This is a genomic window from Arthrobacter sp. R3-55 (assembly GCF_054161505.1).
This window is the reverse complement of record NZ_CP096423.1, coordinates 3,506,549-3,524,228: the sequence shown is the minus strand read 5'-3', so window position 1 is coordinate 3,524,228 and position 17,680 is coordinate 3,506,549. Positions and strand designations below refer to the sequence as shown.

Annotated in this window: 15 protein-coding genes; 10 read left to right on the top strand and 5 right to left on the bottom strand. The window is 60.4% G+C overall.

What is annotated here, in order from left to right; all coding sequences use genetic code 11:
* Window positions 1-361: 361 nt before the first annotated feature.
* The 3 genes from M1D51_RS16135 to M1D51_RS16125 are packed head-to-tail and all read left to right on the top strand — an operon-like array spanning window position 362 to window position 5,506.
* The gene (locus tag M1D51_RS16135; RefSeq protein WP_458107201.1) at window positions 362-3,283 is read left to right on the top strand and encodes an McrB family protein; all 2,922 of its coding nucleotides are present in this window, start codon (window positions 362-364) and stop codon (window positions 3,281-3,283) included.
* Between the two features lie 5 nt (window positions 3,284-3,288).
* Entirely contained in the window at window positions 3,289-4,491 is a 1,203-nt protein-coding gene (locus M1D51_RS16130; protein WP_458107200.1) for an McrC family protein, read from the top strand.
* 58 nt (window positions 4,492-4,549) lie between these two features.
* On the top strand, window positions 4,550-5,506 hold the full coding sequence (locus M1D51_RS16125; RefSeq protein WP_458107199.1) for a GIY-YIG nuclease family protein: 957 nt from the start codon (window positions 4,550-4,552) through the stop codon (window positions 5,504-5,506).
* 16 nt (window positions 5,507-5,522) lie between these two features.
* Here the strand turns inward: M1D51_RS16125 and M1D51_RS16120 are convergent, their stop codons facing one another.
* Window positions 5,523-5,792 carry an HNH endonuclease gene (locus tag M1D51_RS16120; protein ID WP_458109600.1) on the bottom strand — a complete coding sequence of 90 codons (270 nt, stop codon included), beginning with the start codon at window positions 5,790-5,792 and terminating at the stop codon, window positions 5,523-5,525.
* Window positions 5,793-6,512: 720 nt separating this feature from the next.
* On the opposite strand from M1D51_RS16120, the gene M1D51_RS16115 reads away from it, so the two are divergent.
* From M1D51_RS16115 to M1D51_RS16105, 3 genes are all read left to right on the top strand, one after another.
* Window positions 6,513-7,538: an APC family permease gene (locus M1D51_RS16115; protein ID WP_458107198.1), complete on the top strand. Its 1,026-nt coding sequence runs from the start codon at window positions 6,513-6,515 to the stop codon at window positions 7,536-7,538.
* Between the two features lie 7 nt (window positions 7,539-7,545).
* Window positions 7,546-7,884, top strand: coding sequence for a hypothetical protein (locus tag M1D51_RS16110; protein WP_458107197.1), 339 nt, complete (start codon window positions 7,546-7,548; stop codon window positions 7,882-7,884).
* A 128-nt stretch (window positions 7,885-8,012) separates the two neighbouring features.
* Entirely contained in the window at window positions 8,013-8,213 is a 201-nt protein-coding gene (locus tag M1D51_RS16105; protein ID WP_458107196.1) for a hypothetical protein, read from the top strand.
* 12 nt (window positions 8,214-8,225) lie between these two features.
* Here M1D51_RS16105 and M1D51_RS16100 read toward each other — a convergent pair whose 3' ends face one another.
* Complete coding sequence (locus M1D51_RS16100; RefSeq protein WP_458107195.1) at window positions 8,226-9,470, bottom strand: flavin-containing monooxygenase; 1,245 nt, start codon at window positions 9,468-9,470, stop codon at window positions 8,226-8,228.
* A 171-nt stretch (window positions 9,471-9,641) separates the two neighbouring features.
* Here M1D51_RS16100 and M1D51_RS16095 point away from each other — a divergent pair, with 171 nt between their 5' ends.
* Together M1D51_RS16095 and cspE are read left to right on the top strand one after the other, a co-directional pair.
* The gene (locus tag M1D51_RS16095) at window positions 9,642-9,848 is read left to right on the top strand and encodes a hypothetical protein (RefSeq protein ID WP_458107194.1); all 207 of its coding nucleotides are present in this window, start codon (window positions 9,642-9,644) and stop codon (window positions 9,846-9,848) included.
* A 299-nt stretch (window positions 9,849-10,147) separates the two neighbouring features.
* Window positions 10,148-10,351 carry a transcription antiterminator/RNA stability regulator CspE gene (gene cspE, locus M1D51_RS16090; RefSeq protein ID WP_011773907.1) on the top strand — a complete coding sequence of 68 codons (204 nt, stop codon included), beginning with the start codon at window positions 10,148-10,150 and terminating at the stop codon, window positions 10,349-10,351.
* Between the two features lie 76 nt (window positions 10,352-10,427).
* On the opposite strand, the gene M1D51_RS16085 is transcribed toward cspE, so the two are convergent.
* Window positions 10,428-11,369, bottom strand: coding sequence for a hypothetical protein (locus M1D51_RS16085; RefSeq protein ID WP_458107193.1), 942 nt, complete (start codon window positions 11,367-11,369; stop codon window positions 10,428-10,430).
* Window positions 11,366-11,989 carry an ABC transporter ATP-binding protein gene (locus M1D51_RS16080; RefSeq protein ID WP_458107192.1) on the bottom strand — a complete coding sequence of 208 codons (624 nt, stop codon included), beginning with the start codon at window positions 11,987-11,989 and terminating at the stop codon, window positions 11,366-11,368. The genes M1D51_RS16085 and M1D51_RS16080 overlap by 4 nt, the downstream gene beginning before the upstream one ends.
* Before the next feature lie 483 nt (window positions 11,990-12,472).
* Here M1D51_RS16080 and M1D51_RS16075 point away from each other — a divergent pair, with 483 nt between their 5' ends.
* The gene (locus tag M1D51_RS16075; RefSeq protein WP_458107191.1) at window positions 12,473-15,040 is read left to right on the top strand and encodes a LuxR C-terminal-related transcriptional regulator; all 2,568 of its coding nucleotides are present in this window, start codon (window positions 12,473-12,475) and stop codon (window positions 15,038-15,040) included.
* 69 nt (window positions 15,041-15,109) lie between these two features.
* Window positions 15,110-16,363 carry an APC family permease gene (locus tag M1D51_RS16070; RefSeq protein WP_458107190.1) on the top strand — a complete coding sequence of 418 codons (1,254 nt, stop codon included), beginning with the start codon at window positions 15,110-15,112 and terminating at the stop codon, window positions 16,361-16,363.
* Here M1D51_RS16070 and M1D51_RS16065 read toward each other — a convergent pair.
* A complete protein-coding gene (locus M1D51_RS16065) occupies window positions 16,360-17,631 on the bottom strand; it encodes an MFS transporter (protein ID WP_458107189.1) in 1,272 nt (423 codons plus the stop codon). The genes M1D51_RS16070 and M1D51_RS16065 overlap by 4 nt on opposite strands.
* Between the last annotated feature and the right edge of the window lie 49 nt (window positions 17,632-17,680).

Genomic DNA, 17,680 nt, shown 5'->3' with positions numbered 1-17,680 from the left:
TGATCTGCCGGTCGAGGCGGCCGGACAGGAGAATCAATTTTGGAGAATTCATGAGGTTGGTCAGTCGCTGCCCGCGGCGCTGAGACATCGGAACACTGACGGGTGCGGTAATGCCCTCGATGTCAGTTGGAACCAAACTGTTCCAACTGACAGACCGACATATTGGCGCCGGGTTTGTGTCGTCTGCGGTTTTGCTCATCAGCGGTGCAAGATATAGAGGTGTCGTGGGCGCTGCGCAGAAACAGCCCGCGGGAGTCCGCGACCACGGCAGATTTGGGTTGGACTTACTGAACAGAGCACGGAGTTCGTAGATGGGTTGTGTTGATGGCAGATCTGTGGCGTTGTTTGTGAGGGCAAGGTCGTGAGCGATCCTCGATGGAAGCAATTTATGGAGTTTGGCGGACTGTTCGTCAAGACGGTAGACCTGGACGCCGACGAGTACAAATACAAGCTTGCAGTGGCCGAGAAGCTTCGAAGGACCAGGGAGATTTTCCTTCAGCACAACAACGGATGGTTCGAAGCTCTTCGCAGAGACATCGCCTCGTCGAATCTCATGAATCGATACTTCATGATGCGGCTTATCGACGTTGGCCGGTCCTCACCAGACGACCTCTGGAAAGTGGTTGCTTTGCTGTGGGAAGGCGACGTGGATGCCCGTCGCATTGACGACTTCACAGTCGCTCTCCGCCCACACAATCAGGAGCAGTTCTCGGTTGGCGGCATAATCGGATTTGCTTCACTCCTACTCATGGGTCGAGACCCCCTTCGTTTCCCACCGTATCGAGCCCAAGCAGCGAAGAAGTTCCTCAAACTTGTGGGATGGGACAGCAAAGGAGCTAGCGGGGAACCAGCTCGCCGATATGAACTTCTGCTGGAGGCGCTCGATGAAATCATTCGTCTGGCTCCCGAACATGGCATTCCACTTCGCGACCGCTTGGACGCGCAGGGACTGATGTGGACTGTCATGAATGTGGACCCGACTGATGAATGGAGCCCTGAAGACCGTGCTGCATTCCGGGCATGGAGGGGTGACAAAGTGAATGCAGCACCTCTTGATACGGTGCAGGCCGAGACTCCGGCCCAGCTGATCATTAGAAGCGGTCTCCGTGGCGAGCCTTCGCCCATGGACGGCCGCACGTACACCTGGACGTCGGAAACGGCCAAGGATCTTGCTAATCGGAGCAAGAACACCGACGTCGGTCCGGGCTCGTTCATGGCCAAGTTGGAGCGACAGCTGGCAGACGCCCAAAGGGAGACCGTCCTTCTCGCTGCCGAGCTGGTTTACCTACAGGTATTTCCGCTGGAGAACGTTACGCCGGCAACGAAGATCGCCCGGGTGGAGAAAGTCCTATCGTGGGTGCCCGAGGCCGATGCCGAGTTGCCGACGGTGCTCCGCCAAGGACTTCAAGCTAAAGGCTCCTTCAACGGGGGAGTAGGCTTCAACATCCAAGTCGCAGACCACGTCGGTTGGCTCAGCCGCTTCGTGGAGCATGTGACGGGGCAGCCTGCGAGCGTAATCAACGTGGCTCTGGAGGACCCGTGGGCATTTATGGCACTGACGCAGGCGGTACCCAAGGACTGGCCAACAATCCGTTACTGCATCGATTTTCTGGCGTGGCCCGATCACCTGCAGCCTATAGTCAGCCGTGATCATCGGATCAAAATCCGCAACGCGTTCGCGGGAATTATCGGGGGACCGAACGGGGATTCCGATCTCGATATTGCCAAGGACCTGCTCAATATCCGTGAGGCTCAGCAGGGCGATTCGGACGACTATGTCGAGTGGTATGCCGAACCGTACCTCAGCGAGTGGCAACCGTCGGATAATTCGGGGCGACGGGCCTGGCTGGTTCGTCAAAATCAGGGCGGCGTTGGGATGGTCGGTTCCTGGTTTGGAAATGACTTCGTCTCACTCAGGGCTCAGCACCTAGGCTCCCCTTCTCCTCGAAGCAATTTTGATGAGGTACAGGCCGCGGTAAATGCTGGATATCAGCACATCGACTACGCGGAACGTAAAGTCCGGGCCCAAGAGTTCTACCGATTCCTCAGCCAGATGAAGGTGGACGATTTCGTCCTGACAGCCTTCGAAAGAAACCTCTACCTGGGCGTTATCACCGGCGAAGCGGAGTACGTGGACGACGAGACATCCCGTTTGCGTAGGCAAGTCTCGTGGCGCCGCGAACCCATAGCCAATGATGATCTCCCGGCGCCGATGCCGCGGTTGTTGGAGGAACAGGGCTCCGTCGTCGACCTCACGGATGCGCTCTCCATCATCAGCGCGTGGTCCTCGGCCGAACCAGTGGTGGACGGCACCACACCGGGCCCGACCGCACCGCCGCAGCCCGCCGTCGTACCTCAACTGCGCGAGGCGACCGTTGATCTCGCAACCAAGTTGCACGTCCAGCGCGAGGACATTCAGGAAGTCATCCGTCTGCTGCAGACACGTCAGCAGATCGTTTTCTACGGTCCGCCTGGGACCGGCAAGACGTACCTGGCGGGCAAGATCGCACGGTTCCTTGCGGGGGGGGAACACGGAGATCACGTCAAGACGGTACAGTTCCACCCTTCGTACGCGTACGAGGACTTCTTTGAGGGCTATCGTCCCGCGAAGTCCGACGGCGGGGACGTTGGCTTCAGCCTGGAACCCGGACCTCTGCGGCGAATCGCCGCAGAGGCTTCGCTGGACGGGAACCGTGACAAGCCGTATTTCCTGATCATCGATGAGATGAACCGCGGGAATCTGGCCAAGATCTTCGGTGAGCTGTATTTCCTGTTGGAGTACCGTGACCAAGGAATCAACCTGCAGTACAACCCGCACCAGACATTCGTGCTGCCACCGAATCTGTTCATCATCGGCACGATGAATACGGCTGACCGCTCAATTGCCATGGTGGACGCCGCGATTCGACGCCGGTTCGCGTTTGTGGAGCTTCATCCGCAGGAAGGCATGATCTCGGGCATGCTTGAGCGCTTCCTGGAGACGACCGGGCAGCCGGCCCTGCGCGCCGACCTTCTGAATGCACTGAATAGCGAACTAGGCGACACGAAGCGCGACGTGATGATAGGGCCTTCATACTTCATGAAGGAGCATGCGGAAACTGACCAAGGCCTGGCCGAGATCTGGAAGTACGAGTTGTTGCCGTTGCTCGAGGAACACTATTTCGGACAAATGAGTCGGGAAAAGATCCGTGAGAAGTTCGGCCTCGCCGCCATTCGGCGCAAGGCGAGTGGCGACGTCGGCCCGAATGGGGATGTTTCGGACCCCGGCAACGCCCGAGACTAATGACGATGCAGATCATCCTCGACGAGCTTCAGGGCTACCCGGAGCCCGTCGTGCTGGAAGGCGATGTGGCGGCCACCCTGCGGGATACGGGTTTGGTTTCCGTTGTCCCGGCGCATCACGGTGCTTGGACAATTCTGCCTTCTGGCAAGGTTGGCGCCGTCCAGATCGATGACCTTCTGGTCAGGGTGAACCCTAAGGAAAAGGTGGGTCTCAGCAGGCTGCTCTTCCTGCTGGGCTATGCCGCCGACCCTGGGTTCAGGCCGGACAACGTGGCTGCGGAAGAGGACGAGGATCTCTTTGCTGTGCTGGGTGAATCGCTTGCACGGCACGGTGAACGGGCACTCGAACGGGGCCCTCTCAACGGCTACGTGCACGTGGAGGAATCACTGCGGACAGTCAGGGGGCGCATCCGCGTTGGCGATCAGATGACCCGCCGGCCCGGGATGCTCTTGCCATTGGAAGTGTCGTATGACGACTACACCTCGGACGTAGCGGAAAACCAGATTCTTCGCGCGGCCGTTCGGATGATGCTCCATGTTCCGCGGTTGACTGACTCGCTTGTTGTGCGCCTTGCGCATCTGGATTCAAAGCTCGACGGCGTTTCGGCCTTGAACCATGGAGCTCCGCTGCCGTCTTGGAGCGAATCTCGTATCAACGGGCATTACGTGCCGGCGTTGAGGTTGTCCGAGATCATCCTTCAGACCATGTCCGCCGAAGCTGGAATGGGTCACCGCGCAGTTGCGTCCTTTGTGGTGAATATGGCCACCGTGTTTGAGGACTTTGTTGCGACCGCGCTTCGGGAGGCGCTGGAGCCATACCCGGGGCTAACGGAGTGGCAATACGAAGCGTTCATGGACGAAGCAGAGCCCGGGTATACGAGCAGCGACAGAGTACGGATGTATGTGGACGTGGTCCATTCCGTGCGAGGACGACCGGCGATGATCTTTGATGCCAAGTACAAGGCTGCGTCAGCCAGCGGCTCCTACCCAAATGCGGACCACTACCAAATGTTGGCTTACTGCACCGCGCTTGGTGTGCCGCGCGCCTGGCTTGTTTATGCTGGTGCCGGAGACCCTCGTGTTCGTCGGATCCGAAACACGGGTGTGTCAGTAGTTGAATTCCCACTGGACCTTTCGCTGGAGCCGGAAGCGTTGTTGGCACGGGTGTGGAAGCTGGCCGAGCGGGCTTACGAATGCGTAGCCACATGACCTTGCATAAAGGCGGATAAGTTTCTTCAATGGCAGCGGCATAGGAGTTGAGCGCGAGATGGCACTTGGCAAACAAGTAAGATTGTTCTTGGTGGATGGAACACCTGGTGGGATGCTGACCGCCGAAATTATGAACTGGACAGGCCACATCATCGCCGCCGGCCGGTCGGACCTGCCAGAACTCCTAAAACGAGACGAGGTCAAAAGAACAGGTGTTTATCTACTCTTGGGCGATGACCCTAAAGAATCATATTCTACTGCCATATATATCGGTGAAGCAGACGAAGTAGGAGAACGTCTAAGAATTCACAACAGGTCAGAGGACAAAGGTGGCAAGGACTTCTGGAATCGTGCAATAGTCCTGACGAGCAAAGATGCTAATCTCACGAAAGCGCACGCAAGGTATCTCGAGAGTCGTTTGATTTCGATTGCCAAGAGCGTCGGACGTTCCAACGTGACGAACGGTACTGCCCCGACCCCACTTCCGCTTCCGGAAGCCGATGTCTCCGACATGGAGCAGTTCCTCGATCAGGCGCGCATCGTGTTGCCAGTACTCGGCGTGGACGCTATGCGCGCAGTCCCAACGCAAAGAACTGCCGAGCAGTCGCCATCCGCCCGCATTTCAACTTCCCCAATGTTCGAAATGACAGTGGACCGAGAGGGTATCTTTGCAAGGGCTCAGGAAACCGACGGCGAGTTCGTTGTTTTGGCTGGCTCTGGTGCCCGCGGAAACTGGGTTGGTGTTGGCCAGGGTTACTCGAAACTGCATGAGAGGCTGATTTCGGAACAAGTTTTGGTACCGACGGGGGCCAACGCCTCGTTCTCCAAGGATTATGTTTTCAAAAGTCCCAGTGCAGCTGCGGCGGTGATCACGGGGCGCGCCACCAACGGCCGGACGACGTGGAAGGACCCTGCTACCGGGCTTACCTACGGACAGTGGCAGGAACAAGGCGTTGAAGACGTCGCGACCACGGAGGATATCGCTTCGAAAGGCACGTCAATGGTGCCGGGATGAAACAACGACTACTCTCTCATTTTATGCGTCGCCGTTCGCCAACGGCAATATGCTCCGCCGTCACCACGTAACCTTTCCGCCTTCGCTCCAGCCGCAATTGCTCACCAGGGCTCGGAATGCGCGCGCCCTTCGACCGATTGCATCGGCTGCAAGCCGCAACCAAGTTCTTTAGCGAGGTCGCTCCACCTTTGGACCATGGGTAGAAATGATCTCCATGTTCTGCTGAGCGGGTGCAACGACTCCGTTGACGCGACTCGTGCTCACATTGCCCGTCTGCACGTAGCATTCCTTCGCGTATCTGGTAGCGGGTGAAGCGACGCCTGGGATCACGTCGAACATCGCTTATTCGCAATACGATAGCTACTGATAGCAGCACCGCAATGAATCCTGCGGGCGGTCCGGTGGTAATCCAGAAGCCACCGGATGAGTCTTTAAGGAAGATATCGATTGAGGCCCCATCGGCGACGGGACGGCCCTGCATTTCCTGAATGAATAGGTACACAGCCCATAGCAGCCATGCGCCTGCGACGACGACGAGGCGTCGAAGAGATTGGTGAATCCAATATATGCGGCGCAATGTAGTGCGAAATGACTGGACTCTGTCATGATGTGACCTTAGCAGCGATGTAGTCCAATAATTGTTAGGCATTCCGGGAGGTAGTCGCTCAAGATGATGTCGCAATTGTCGACGATTTCCGCGTCGCCGTAGGCAGGGGCATGCCATGGCAGCCGCGGCGGCGGAATTGGATGCTGTGGAGGTCGTCTGCGCAGGAGCCTCCAGAAGTGCCCGTCACATATTGACTGTGACGCGCCTCACCAGCACACTAAATGAACGCTATTCATTTCACGTTCCCAAGACCAGAGGCGTCCACCACGCGCCCCTGAGCCACCCCAGCACTTCAGGATCCCGGCCATCCCGTTAGATCCCGTTGCCGCTCGAAGTTCTGCTGCGTCGCAGCTTCCAAGCGCACGTCAGTACGACCACCAAGGATCCCCAAGGACCCCCATGTTTGAAACTGATACACCGGCAGGCGAGAAGCCTGTGGGGCCGGCTTCCGCGCAGGCGCCCTCCCAAGGTTGGCGCCGTGTCCTCGGCGTTCCATCCTTGGTCCTGCTGGGTTTGGTCTATATGGTCCCGCTGACCATCTTCAGCACCTACGGCATCGTGGTCGAACTGACCGGTGGGCGGCTCTCGGCTGCCTATGCCGTGACCCTGGTGGTGGTGCTGTTCACGGCCCGCTCGTATGGCCGGATGTCGCAGGCGTTCCCGTTCGGCGGATCCGCGTACACCTATGCAACCCGATCATTCGGGCCGGGCCTTGGCTTCATGGCCGGGTGGTCGCTCCTGCTGGACTATCTGCTGCTGCCGATGATCAACTACCTACTGACCGGCATCTATATGAATGCGGCCTTCTCGGCGGTGCCCTCGTGGGTGTTCATGATCGTCTCGATTGTGGCCGTGACCGTGCTGAACATCCTCGGCATCACTGCGATTGCCAAGGCCAACTTTGTGGTGGTGGGTCTACAAGCCCTCTTCATCGTGTTGTTTGTGGCCCTGGGGCTTTCCTTCATTACAGGTGCAGGCAATGTTGATCTTCTGGCGCCCTTCACCGGGGCCGAAGGTGCAGAGGGACTTTCGCCCGTCTTCGCCGGATCGGCAATTCTCTGCCTCTCTTATCTGGGGTTCGACGCCGTCTCAACCTTCGCGGAGGAAACAAAGGACCCGAAGCGGAGTCTGCCCCGCGCCCATCATGATCACCACCATCCTGGCCGGCATGATCTTCCTGGGGCTCGCGTACATCAGCCACTTGGTTCTCCCCGTCAGCACCTTCAACGACGTGGACTCGGCGGCCATAGAGGTCATTGGCGCAGCCGGCGGCGAGCTGCTGGTGGCCTTCTTCACGGCCGCCTACATTGCCGGCAGTCTCGGATCAGCGTTGACCTCCCAGGCCTCGGTCTCGAGGATTATTCATTCGATGGGCCGCAGCGGAGTGTTCCCTGCAGCGGTGGGACGGCTGCACGCCCGCTTTAGTACCCCCGTGTTGCCCATTCTGTTGACCTCTGCGGTGTCTCTACTGGCCTTCGTTCTGGACTTGCTGACGATTTCCTCGCTGATCAGCTTCGGTGCCCTGGTGGCGTTCTCTGTGGTCAACCTGGCCGTGATCAAGCACTACTACTTCGGCCAAAAGGCCCGCGGTGCTCGCGGCGCGATCCACAACCTCGTGCTTCCGGGTATTGGGTTTGTGCTAACGATCTGGCTGTGGACCAGCCTGAGTGGTTTGTCGTGCACCTTCGGCTTGATTTGGGCAGGCTCGGGATTGGCCTACCTGGCATTCCTGACGCGAGGGTTCCGGAACCGGCGCCACAGCTGGACCTGAAGGAGGCGTAGGCCCCTGAGCGGAAGCTCAGAGGATCTTCGCCAGCCGGGTGCATTCCTCCCAGAGCCACTCTGGGACCGGAGCCGTTAGGCTTCTTGGACGACATCGTAAGGGGAACGATTCTGGAGATGACTACTGCACGTAAGCTCCGCATCTTGAACATTGCATCCACAGTCCTGTTGATGACCGTCGTAATCCTGCAATCCACCCAACTGATCAGCATGTTCTGGGGCATGGCGCTCCTGGTACTCATCGGGGTCCCGACGACGGTCGTTTGGGTGATCCTTGAGCGGCGCCAGGGCGCCGAGAAGATGAGGGACGGGGCGTAACTGGTCAGACTGTCACGTTGCGGCGACCGTCCCGGCCACGTACTCCGAGTCCAGTCCAACTCCGCCGACTATTGCTGAGTAGTGCCTCGTCAGCCATGGCAGGCCCACCACGTATAGCCCTGGGATTTCCATGACGCCTCGCGAGTGCGTTGGATAGCCCCACTCATCTATCACTGACGTGTCAATGAAGCTGAAGTCGAGTTTGTACCCGCTGGCCCATATGACGGACGTGATGTTCGAGCCTGCCAGGTTCAGCTGAGCCGGCCCTGATGGGAGCCATTCATCGGCAGCTATGGGTTCCTGCTCTGGCGCGTCAATCCCCGCCGCCGAAATGTAAGCATCGATTGCCTTTCCTGATCGTTGCGCGAAGATCGACTCAACCATGGCGAGGCGGTCGGCGAGGTCATCGCTGAAGGTAATGTCGCCGTCGTCGATTGATTCCAGGTGGCCGTGCAAGTGCATGCCGCGGCGGCCGAGTTCGCGGAGGTGGATGGCGTGACCGCCGTCGGTACCCGAGAGCAGGGGGTTCGGCGCGAAACGGGCGGCGGGGGAGGGGAGCGCTTCCCGGGTGAGGGCGTTGACGCCGAACTCGGGGCCGTGCTTGCCGGTTTCGAGCATCCAGTAGATGAGGTCCTGGCCGCGGTATCTGCGGGGCGCTTCGGGGACGATTGAGACGGAGAGGTGGACTTCGCGGCCGGCGGCGTGGAGCTCCTCGGCGATCTGGCCGCCTGACTGGCCCGTGCCGACGATGAGCACGGCGCCGTCGGGCAGCTGCTCAGGATTGCGGTAATCGTGCGTGTGGAGTTGTGTCACGCCGGCGGGGAGCATGGCGGACAGGGCAGGGATCTTGGGGACTTGGTACGCACCGGTCGCGAGGACCACGTTCTTGGCCCGCAGGTTTCCGAGCGATGTCTCAAGGTTGAAGGCACCGTTCGGCGCGGGGGATAACCGGGCCACGTCCACGCCCGTGTGGACCGGAGCGGCAATGAGCTCTGCGTAGCGCCTGAACACGTTGACGACAGCGATGCGTGAGATGAAGGCGTCCCGATCGTCGCCGTCGCACGGCATGCCGGGGAGGTCCAGCGCAAGGTTCGGGGTGTTCATGTAGAAGCTGTCCCAGCGGTCCTGGAAGGTGCCGCCCAGGGAATCGCGTCGCTCCAGCAGCTGATGCTCGACACCGAATTGCGTGAGCCAGAAGCTCGTCGTGAGGCCGGCTTGGCCTGCGCCGATGATGACCGTATCCAGGGTCGGTCCCATGGGGTGAACTGTACGCTTCGGAGGCCTATAAGGGGATGGACGAAGACGGATTTCTACTGGCTGAGCACCTGAAACGGTTGCCTCTGGAACGACCCCGATGCGAGGTCGAGGATGCCGCGTGTGTCCAAAAGACATAGGCTTTCGGAACGTATCTAGGGGGATGATTCGCACATGTCGACAACAAAATTGATTAGGCTTCTCGACATCACAACGTGGGTGGTGATTGCGGTTAGCCTGTTTCTGCTCGTCAGCGGCCTATTGGACAACTTCTGGGCGACGGCGTGCCTTATAGCGACCGCTGCTCCGTCGATTGCCAGTTGGGTGATCAAAGACAGGCTCAATGCCACGACCAACGGTGACGAGCCGCGGCAGCGGTAGCGAGCTGTCTGTCCGGAGCCTGGAATCTGCTGAGGTGGACTCCGCTGCCCGGTAAAGAGTGGGCACTGAAGGCCTGTTTTCGGGCCTGCGGAAAACATCCACTGGATAAATATTTCCCAGCACTAGCTATCTGCTCAGAACTCTGTAGACTTGACGGTGTTGTTGTGTTTGGCATTTGGTAGTTCAGGCAGTCCCCACGGTCCCTCTGGATCGTGACCTTCTGAAGTAACGGTGGAGAACACCCCACACCGGAGACCCGAAAGTCGGGAGCATCTCCACCTTCAGTAAGGACTGAAAAAATGGCTACAGGTACCGTGAAATGGTTCAACTCCGAAAAGGGCTTCGGCTTCATCTCTCCTGAAGATGGCAGCCAGGACGTTTTCGCTCACTACTCTGCGATCAACTCCTCGGGCTACCGCTCCCTCGAAGAGAACCAGAAGGTTTCCTTCGACGTCGAGCAGGGCCCCAAGGGTCCCCAGGCAGTAAACATCCAGGCTATCTAGTCTTCGGGTAACAAAGAAGCAGGGCCGGTCATTGACCGGCCCTGCTTTTGTTTGCCCTCCCTCTGGTGTGTCCGGGCTAAACGAACTTCGACATCCGCGACCAGACCGCCGTCGAGACCAGAGCCACCAGCACCACGGCCGCTACGGACAGCAAGACCCCGAGTTCAGTCCACCCTGGAAAAGGCGCACGTGGGTTAAATCCGCCCCAGTAGTTGAAGACGCCTTCCGCTGCAGCCGTAAGGATGTTGCGGGGATCGTAGGGACCCGCGAAGGGTAGCAGCAGGAGCAATGCGCCGGCGGCCAAGCAAGGGATCAGCATGCTCCTGACCACGATTCCGACAAAGAGCCCTAACAAACCAAATCCGACGGCTACAGCACTGGCGAACGCGATCTGAATGATGGGGTTGCCAGCACCGGCGTCGTTGACTGAATAGATGAACTGCTGGCTACTGGCCTGTAGGAAGAGCGCCCTCAGTACTGGCGCTGCACCCAGGCTCAGCATTGCGCTGAGGACAACCGCCGCCACCGAAACAAGGGTGATAGTGGCCAGCTTCCCGGCCACGTAGGCCGCAGCGCCCTGAGCAACAATTCGATCCTTCAGAATCCGCCGGCGAACATCGCCCACGGCTGTCACGCATCCATAGATGAAGAAGAGCAGCGGGACGACCAGGAACGTGATCATCTCCAGTCCTGTGCCGATGGCATGAGTTCCCTCCATGGCGCGGTCGGCGAAGTAGGCGGCTTCGTAGTCAAAGCGGAGGGGATTGTCCACGATACGTTGGGCGCCTTGGATGAGGACGTTGTTGGGTTGTTCCATGGCTGCGCCTAAAGACAGGCCATTTTCCGCAGCGTGTGCCTCCGAGGTCTGCAGCCTCGACGATGTCGCCGTGACGTTGCTGATGCTCCCGACGAAGGCGAAGACCAGCGACGCTGCCAAACCGCCGATGGGCAAAACCGCGGCTTTGCTCCAGAGCTGGTAACGCAGTTCTGTTCTCAGGGATCGCAGATACTTGTTCATCGAACGAGTGCCCCTGGTTCCCGGTCGAGGCGGACTTTCCCTCTGTTGATGGTGAAGCTGGAAGAGGCAAGATCTCCGCAAGGGGAGTAGTCATGATCAAAGACCATGACACAAGTACTCGCTTCAACGGATTCGAGCGCTTGGCGAAGCGCACGCCTCCCATGCTCATCAAGGCCTGCGTTTGGCTCGTCCAGCAGGATGCATGGACGGCCACTCGCGAAAGCCGCTGCCAGCTTAAGCGTCTTTCGCTGCCCCAACGAGTAGGTGGACGATCTCCGATTCAGCAGATCGCGGCTGAGGAATGTCCTGATGGTGGGATGGGCAACGGCCTGACGCCGGGGGATGTCCAGGAGGACGCTCAGATTCTGCAGTCCCGTGAGGCGCTCATGAAGGGCGGAGTCAGCGAAGGCTGCAGTGACATAGTCGCGGAGGTCGCTTTTGTGCCAGGTCGCCTCTCCGGTGAACCGCTCCAGCCCCGCGAGGCACTTGAGGAGAGTGGTTTTGCCGGTTCCGTTTTCACCCCGGATGAGATGGATTCCGGTCGACGGAACTAGGAGATTGACGGTGTTGACCACGCGATGGCGGCCATAGCTCTTGGACAGGTTGGTGATGCGCAGCATTGATCCTCATTTGTCCCCCCACAATGGAATGCCCGAGAACCACCCCTTCACGCTGACGGATCCGGGGTGACTGAGCAACACTCTCATCCTGGGAGCTGGCCCGTGTCAAATGCGACGCGACGGCGGTGCCGTCCGTTGCTGGCCTGGGATGACCTGGTTAGAACATCTTTACTAGTCAAGAAAAGATAGTTCGAATACATATCCACATAGCAAATTACACCCATGTAACTCTCGCTCAGCCCTCCGTAGCGTGGGAGGTAATCCACCCACAGAGCTGAGGGAGCACCCCATGGATCACCTGACTACCGAACAGCCCCACCACCTAGACGAGTCCCGCCACCACCTAGATTTGCCCAAATCGCCACCTAGACGGTCCCAAATCGGCCTGTGCAAGGCCGTTTTGCCACCTAGTCCCGTTTTCTCGATCTAGCCTGCGAAGTGAGCCGCATGTCGGGCATCCACAGAAACAGAAGGTTGGGTCGAGTGTTCGATTCTGAGGTTCAGCGAATCCTCGACTACGTCGCACGCGGGATCGGCGTGAGGGTCGTCGGCGCACCGGGCAGCGGCAAGACGTCCGTAGTCCGCAGTGTCATGAGCAATTTGGAAAAGACCGGCGTAGCCGTCCACTTCATCACCGGACTCCGCACGCACCGCACCATCCCGTACGCGGCCATCAAAGGACTCGGGCTGGACTTGAGGCCTGGCCGCAGCGGCGTCTTCGACATCGCGGATGTCTTGACCAGCCAACTGGCCACCAACGGGAAGCACCTTCTCGTCGTCGACGATCTCCACTTGGTCGACAGCGAATCACTGGCAGTTCTGGAGGCGGTTCGACGCCGATCCACCTGCCCCATGGTGGCCACGGCCCCCGAAACCTGGGCCTTTTCCAAAGGGCAACTGGCCATCCTCAACAACGGCCGCGAAGCCCACCTGCAGCTCGACCCGCTCCACTACGAGCAGGTTCACATGCTGATCGCACATGTCCTCGGTGCCCCGGCAGATGCGGACACCACCGCTCGGATACTCACCAAATCTGCCGGCAACCCGCGCCTCATCGTGCGGATCGCCGAGACCGCGTCCCTCAGCAACCTGCTGGTCATGAAGGACAAGCAGTGGGGGATGACCAGCAACACTCTCTGGAACGAGCACCTGCGGGGCACACTCGAGTCGCTCCTGGCAGAGCTCAGCGCCGACGAATTCACGGCCCTACACACAATGGCTATCCTCGGAACCGCCCGTGTGGACGTCCTGCAGAAAGTCATCCAGCCCGAGGCCCTGGAAGGCCTCGAACGCAGGGGCTTCCTCTCCGTCATGGACGATCACCACAACGGCTCCATCGCCGCCATCAGCCCACCCGTCATCGCAGACTACTTCAGCGGAAACAAGAACCTCAGGGACCGGAAACTCCTGCGCCGAAAGATCGCCGGCGTACTGGAAGCCGTGCCGGGCGCAGAGCACGAGAACCGGACAACGGCAGACTGCCTCGCTCGGGTCCTGGCTACCTTGCGGGCAGAAAGGGGCGACGGCGACGCCGTCACCGCCCGCCACTTCCACGACCACAGCTCCGCAAGGGAACGTATCCGCTTCGAGCGGTGGGAAGCCAACAAGAACGCTGCCAACGCCGCGTCCGTGCTCCGGATCTATTGGGGTGCCCCTGTGGACGTCCGGCGGGTGGCCCGCATCTGTGACGAAACAACAACGTCCGACGCCGATCCCAAAGACCTCCTGTTCGTCACCATCACGCGGGCGATGCTCGCGGTGCACACAGGACTTGGTCCAGGCGCCGCCGTCGAGATTCTCCAAAGCTTCTCAGCCGATTACCCGCACCTTGCCGAAGAAGTTGACCACGCGATCACTTTCCTCAGTGCCTCGCACGGCCGGGTTCCTGCGGCCACACCACTCAATGCCTTGGAGCCTCAAACTTCCGGGATGGGCAGTTTGGTCCACGGGCTGTTGGAGCTCTACCGCTTCAGGCCCGCTGCAGCTTACGAAGCCGTCGAAGGCCAGAATGATGACGACGCCTTCTCCCACCTCCGGCCGTTCATCCGCGGCTTCGCTATGTTCGCTTCCGGACGCGTTGAGGAATCCCTTGTCTTCGCTCTGGACTGGCGGACCGAAGCACGCAAGAACCTGGACCAATTCGGCGTGATCACCAGCAGCTACATCGCCGCCCACGGACTGCTGTATCGCGGGCACTTTGAAGAAGCCGAATACCTCATGAGCAGCGTCTTCGCGATGGGCAGGCCTGGCTTCGTGGTCGATGCCCTTTACGATGCGATGCTGCGCCTCGCCGGCCTACGCCACGCAACCACTGCCACGCCGCCGGCCCTCTCAATTGCCGCGCAGGCGCGGACTGAAGTGCCCGACGTCGGACCCTTACCTGGTGTTGGAAAGGGCGCCTATGAGCTGGTTGCCCACAACAGCGCTCAGCCGTCCACGTTTGACCGCAAGGCCGCGAAGCTCGTCAGGCGCCAGCTGAAGAGTGGCTACGTTCTGGAAGCCCTGATGACGGCGCTGCTGTGCACTTGCCTGAACCCGGGGCGTCCGGTCCTGGATCTGTTGCAGAAGATCCTGCGGGACAGCGGCGTCACGATTCACGATCAACTCATCGGCATCGCAACCGCCGTGGTGGAAGGGGATCACAAGCTCCTCAGTCTTCTGCTGATGCATTACGAACCTGATATCGACACCTATCAAGTGGGAATGCTTCTCCGTGGCGCACTCAAGAGGCACGTCATAGAAGGGGACACTGCCGCTGCCGACGCCATGGCGCAGGCTTCGTCCATGTTCGCCGTCAGGTTCCCGGCAGCCAACGAGCAACTCTCCTTCAACTCGTTCAGGACCACACCGCTCACAGAACGGGAGATCGAGGTGGCCGTGCTGGCAGGACACCGCACCAACGTGGAGATTGCCGAACACCTGGGCATCAGCGCCAGGACCGTGGAGAACCACATCTCCAACGCGTTACGCAAGACCGGCGCAACGTCCCGCAACGGACTCTTCATGCTCGTCGGGAATTCACTTCCGCCGCGAGGAGCCGGGATAAGCTGAAAGCAATTCTCCCAACGCCGGTCTTGGACGCCATGCCCTGAGCCCGGTCCCTCAGCGTGAAGGGTTTCAGTGAATAACTCCCCGGCCTTGGCCCGTCGACTCGGCACGTTCGATGCCTCCCTCATTGGCTTGGGCTCCATGATCGGTGCGGGGGTGTTCGCAGCCTTCACGCCGGCCGCTGCTGCCGCAGGATCCGGGCTGCTCATCGGCTTGGTGGTGGCTGCCTTCGTCGCCTTCTGCAATGCGACGTCCTCAGCCCAACTCGCGGCCAGATACCCGACGTCGGGCGGTACCTACGTCTACGGGCGGGAACGGCTGGGAGCCTGGGCCGGGTTCCTTGCCGGGTGGGGCTTCATCATTGGCAAGACCGCCAGCGCTGCGGCCATGGCCATGACCTTCGCCGCCTACGCCGCACCGCAAGGTTGGGAACGCCCGGTGGCGATTGCCGCCGTCGTACTTTTGACCGCGGTGAACTATCACGGGGTGACCCGCACCGCAGGGCTGACGCGAGTCCTGGTGATTGCGGTTCTAGCTGCCCTGGCGATTGCCGTCACCGCAGCGTGGGGCGGGTCCGGTCCTGACTTCGGCGATTTCCTGGGCGAGGGTTTGCTGGCCGAAGGCTGGTACGGGATCCTGCAATCCGCCGGGCTCTTGTTCTTCGCGTTCGCCGGGTATGCGCGAATCGCGACCATGGGCGAGGAAGTCCGTGAGCCCCAGCGCACCATTCCCCGGGCCATCGGGATCGCGTTGGGCATCACGATCCTCATCTACGCCGTCATAGCCGTGACCTTGCTGGCTGCTCTTGGGCCCCAGGGTGTCGCCGGTACGCCGACACCGCTGGCCGATGCCGTCGGCGCAGGAACGCTGGCGTGGGCAGAACCTGTTGTCCGTATCGGAGCCGCTGTCGCCTCGCTGGGAGCACTGCTGGCACTGGTAGCAGGACTCGGCCGCACCAGCCTGGCAATGGCCCGCGAACACGACCTGCCGCACTGGCTCTCCGCTGTCCACCCCAAGTACAAGGTTCCCCACAGGGCCGAGGTGACACTTGCTGTGGTGATCTGCCTGATCATCGCCGTGGCCGATCTTCGCGGTGCCATCGGATTCTCGTCCTTCGGCGTGCTGCTCTACTACTTGGTGGCGAATATCGCCGCTTACACCCAGCCATGCGAGGACCGGCGATACCCGAAGTTCCTGCAGGTGGCTGGAGCGATTGCGTGTGTTGTTCTCGTCGCGACGCTGCCGCCGTTGTCAGTGGGGCTGGGCGTGCTGATGTTCGTGGTGGGTATCGCGTACAGGCTCATCCGGCTGCGGGTAGGCCGCTAGGCCACTGCCCGGGCCGGCACTGGGAGGAATCGGCGGATCGCAACCGCCGAGACTACCGCGATAACGCCAGTGAACAGCCACGGCGAGGCGGCCGCCGTCGAGGTTTGGTCAGCAAACTCGTAAAGCGGCGCCATAGCCGTGTTGCCGATCAGCACCATCGCGCCGCCGCAGCTGGCGAGGAGACCGTAATAGGCGCCGGTGGGTCGGCCGCCGGCGAAGTCGAGAACCAGCCGCATCGCTGTGGGATTCGCACACATGTTGCCCAGGCAGAGGCCCGTGACGAGAGCCAGAGCAGGTAACGCCGGGAGTGACGCAATGGGTGGCTGGGTGGCCAGTATTGCCACGGTTGTGAATCCTGCGGCTTTCAGGCTGAGGCCCAAGGTCAGGGCGTTGCGCTCGCCGAATCGGCGCATGAGCTTGGCGATGGGCCACTGCAACGAAACCGTCAACAAGGACGCGTACGCGAAGACGAAACCCAGCGCGCCGGCGTCGAGGCCGCTGCGTCGAAGTTCCACCGGAAGCCCGAAATACAGCTGATTGTGTGCCAGCAAGCTGACGCTGAAGAAGCAGGCGAACGCGACGAAGCGCTTGTCCCGAAGGCAGGCCAGAAGTTGGTGCTTGGGGACCGCTGCGTCTGTTGGATGTCCGCGGCGGTCGGCGCGCGGCAGGAACCGCCAGAAGACGAAGGCCATCACCGCGAAGATCCCAGAGGCGACGTAGAGAGATACTTCAAAGCCGAAACCCAGAAGCAGGCTGCCGAGCAACGGGCCTGCCACGGCCCCGAATTCTCCCACGATAACCAGCGAAGCGAACAAGGTTGGCCGGTGCTTTCCGGATGGTTCCCGCCGTTCCTCGGCTGCGGCCACCAGGCTTTCGAGGGCCGGTGAGAACAACGCACCACCGATGCCCGTGACGATGGCTCCCGCGAGGAAGAGGCTGAAGTTGTCGGCCGCGGCCAAGAGTAAATAGCCGCTGACCCGGACGATGCAGCCGGCGACCATTGTGTAGCGGGCACCCCAGCGATCGGAGATGGCGCCGCCCACCAGGAACATCCCTTGCTGGGCGAACGTCCGAGCTCCCAGGACAACTCCGATGGCTACCGCGCTCATGGCGAAGTCGTTGGCCATGGTGAGCGCGATGAACGGCACCACAGAGTAGAACCCGATATTGAAAATGAGTTGGCTTGAGAGCAGGAGCTTCGGGTTGGGGGTGGCTGGCCGTTCCCCGGTATGGCGTGCTGTCTGGGCGGAGCTGGTGGCGGGTTTCATGAACGGCTTTCCTTGGCGGCAGGCACGTTCGAGACTATCAATAATCGTT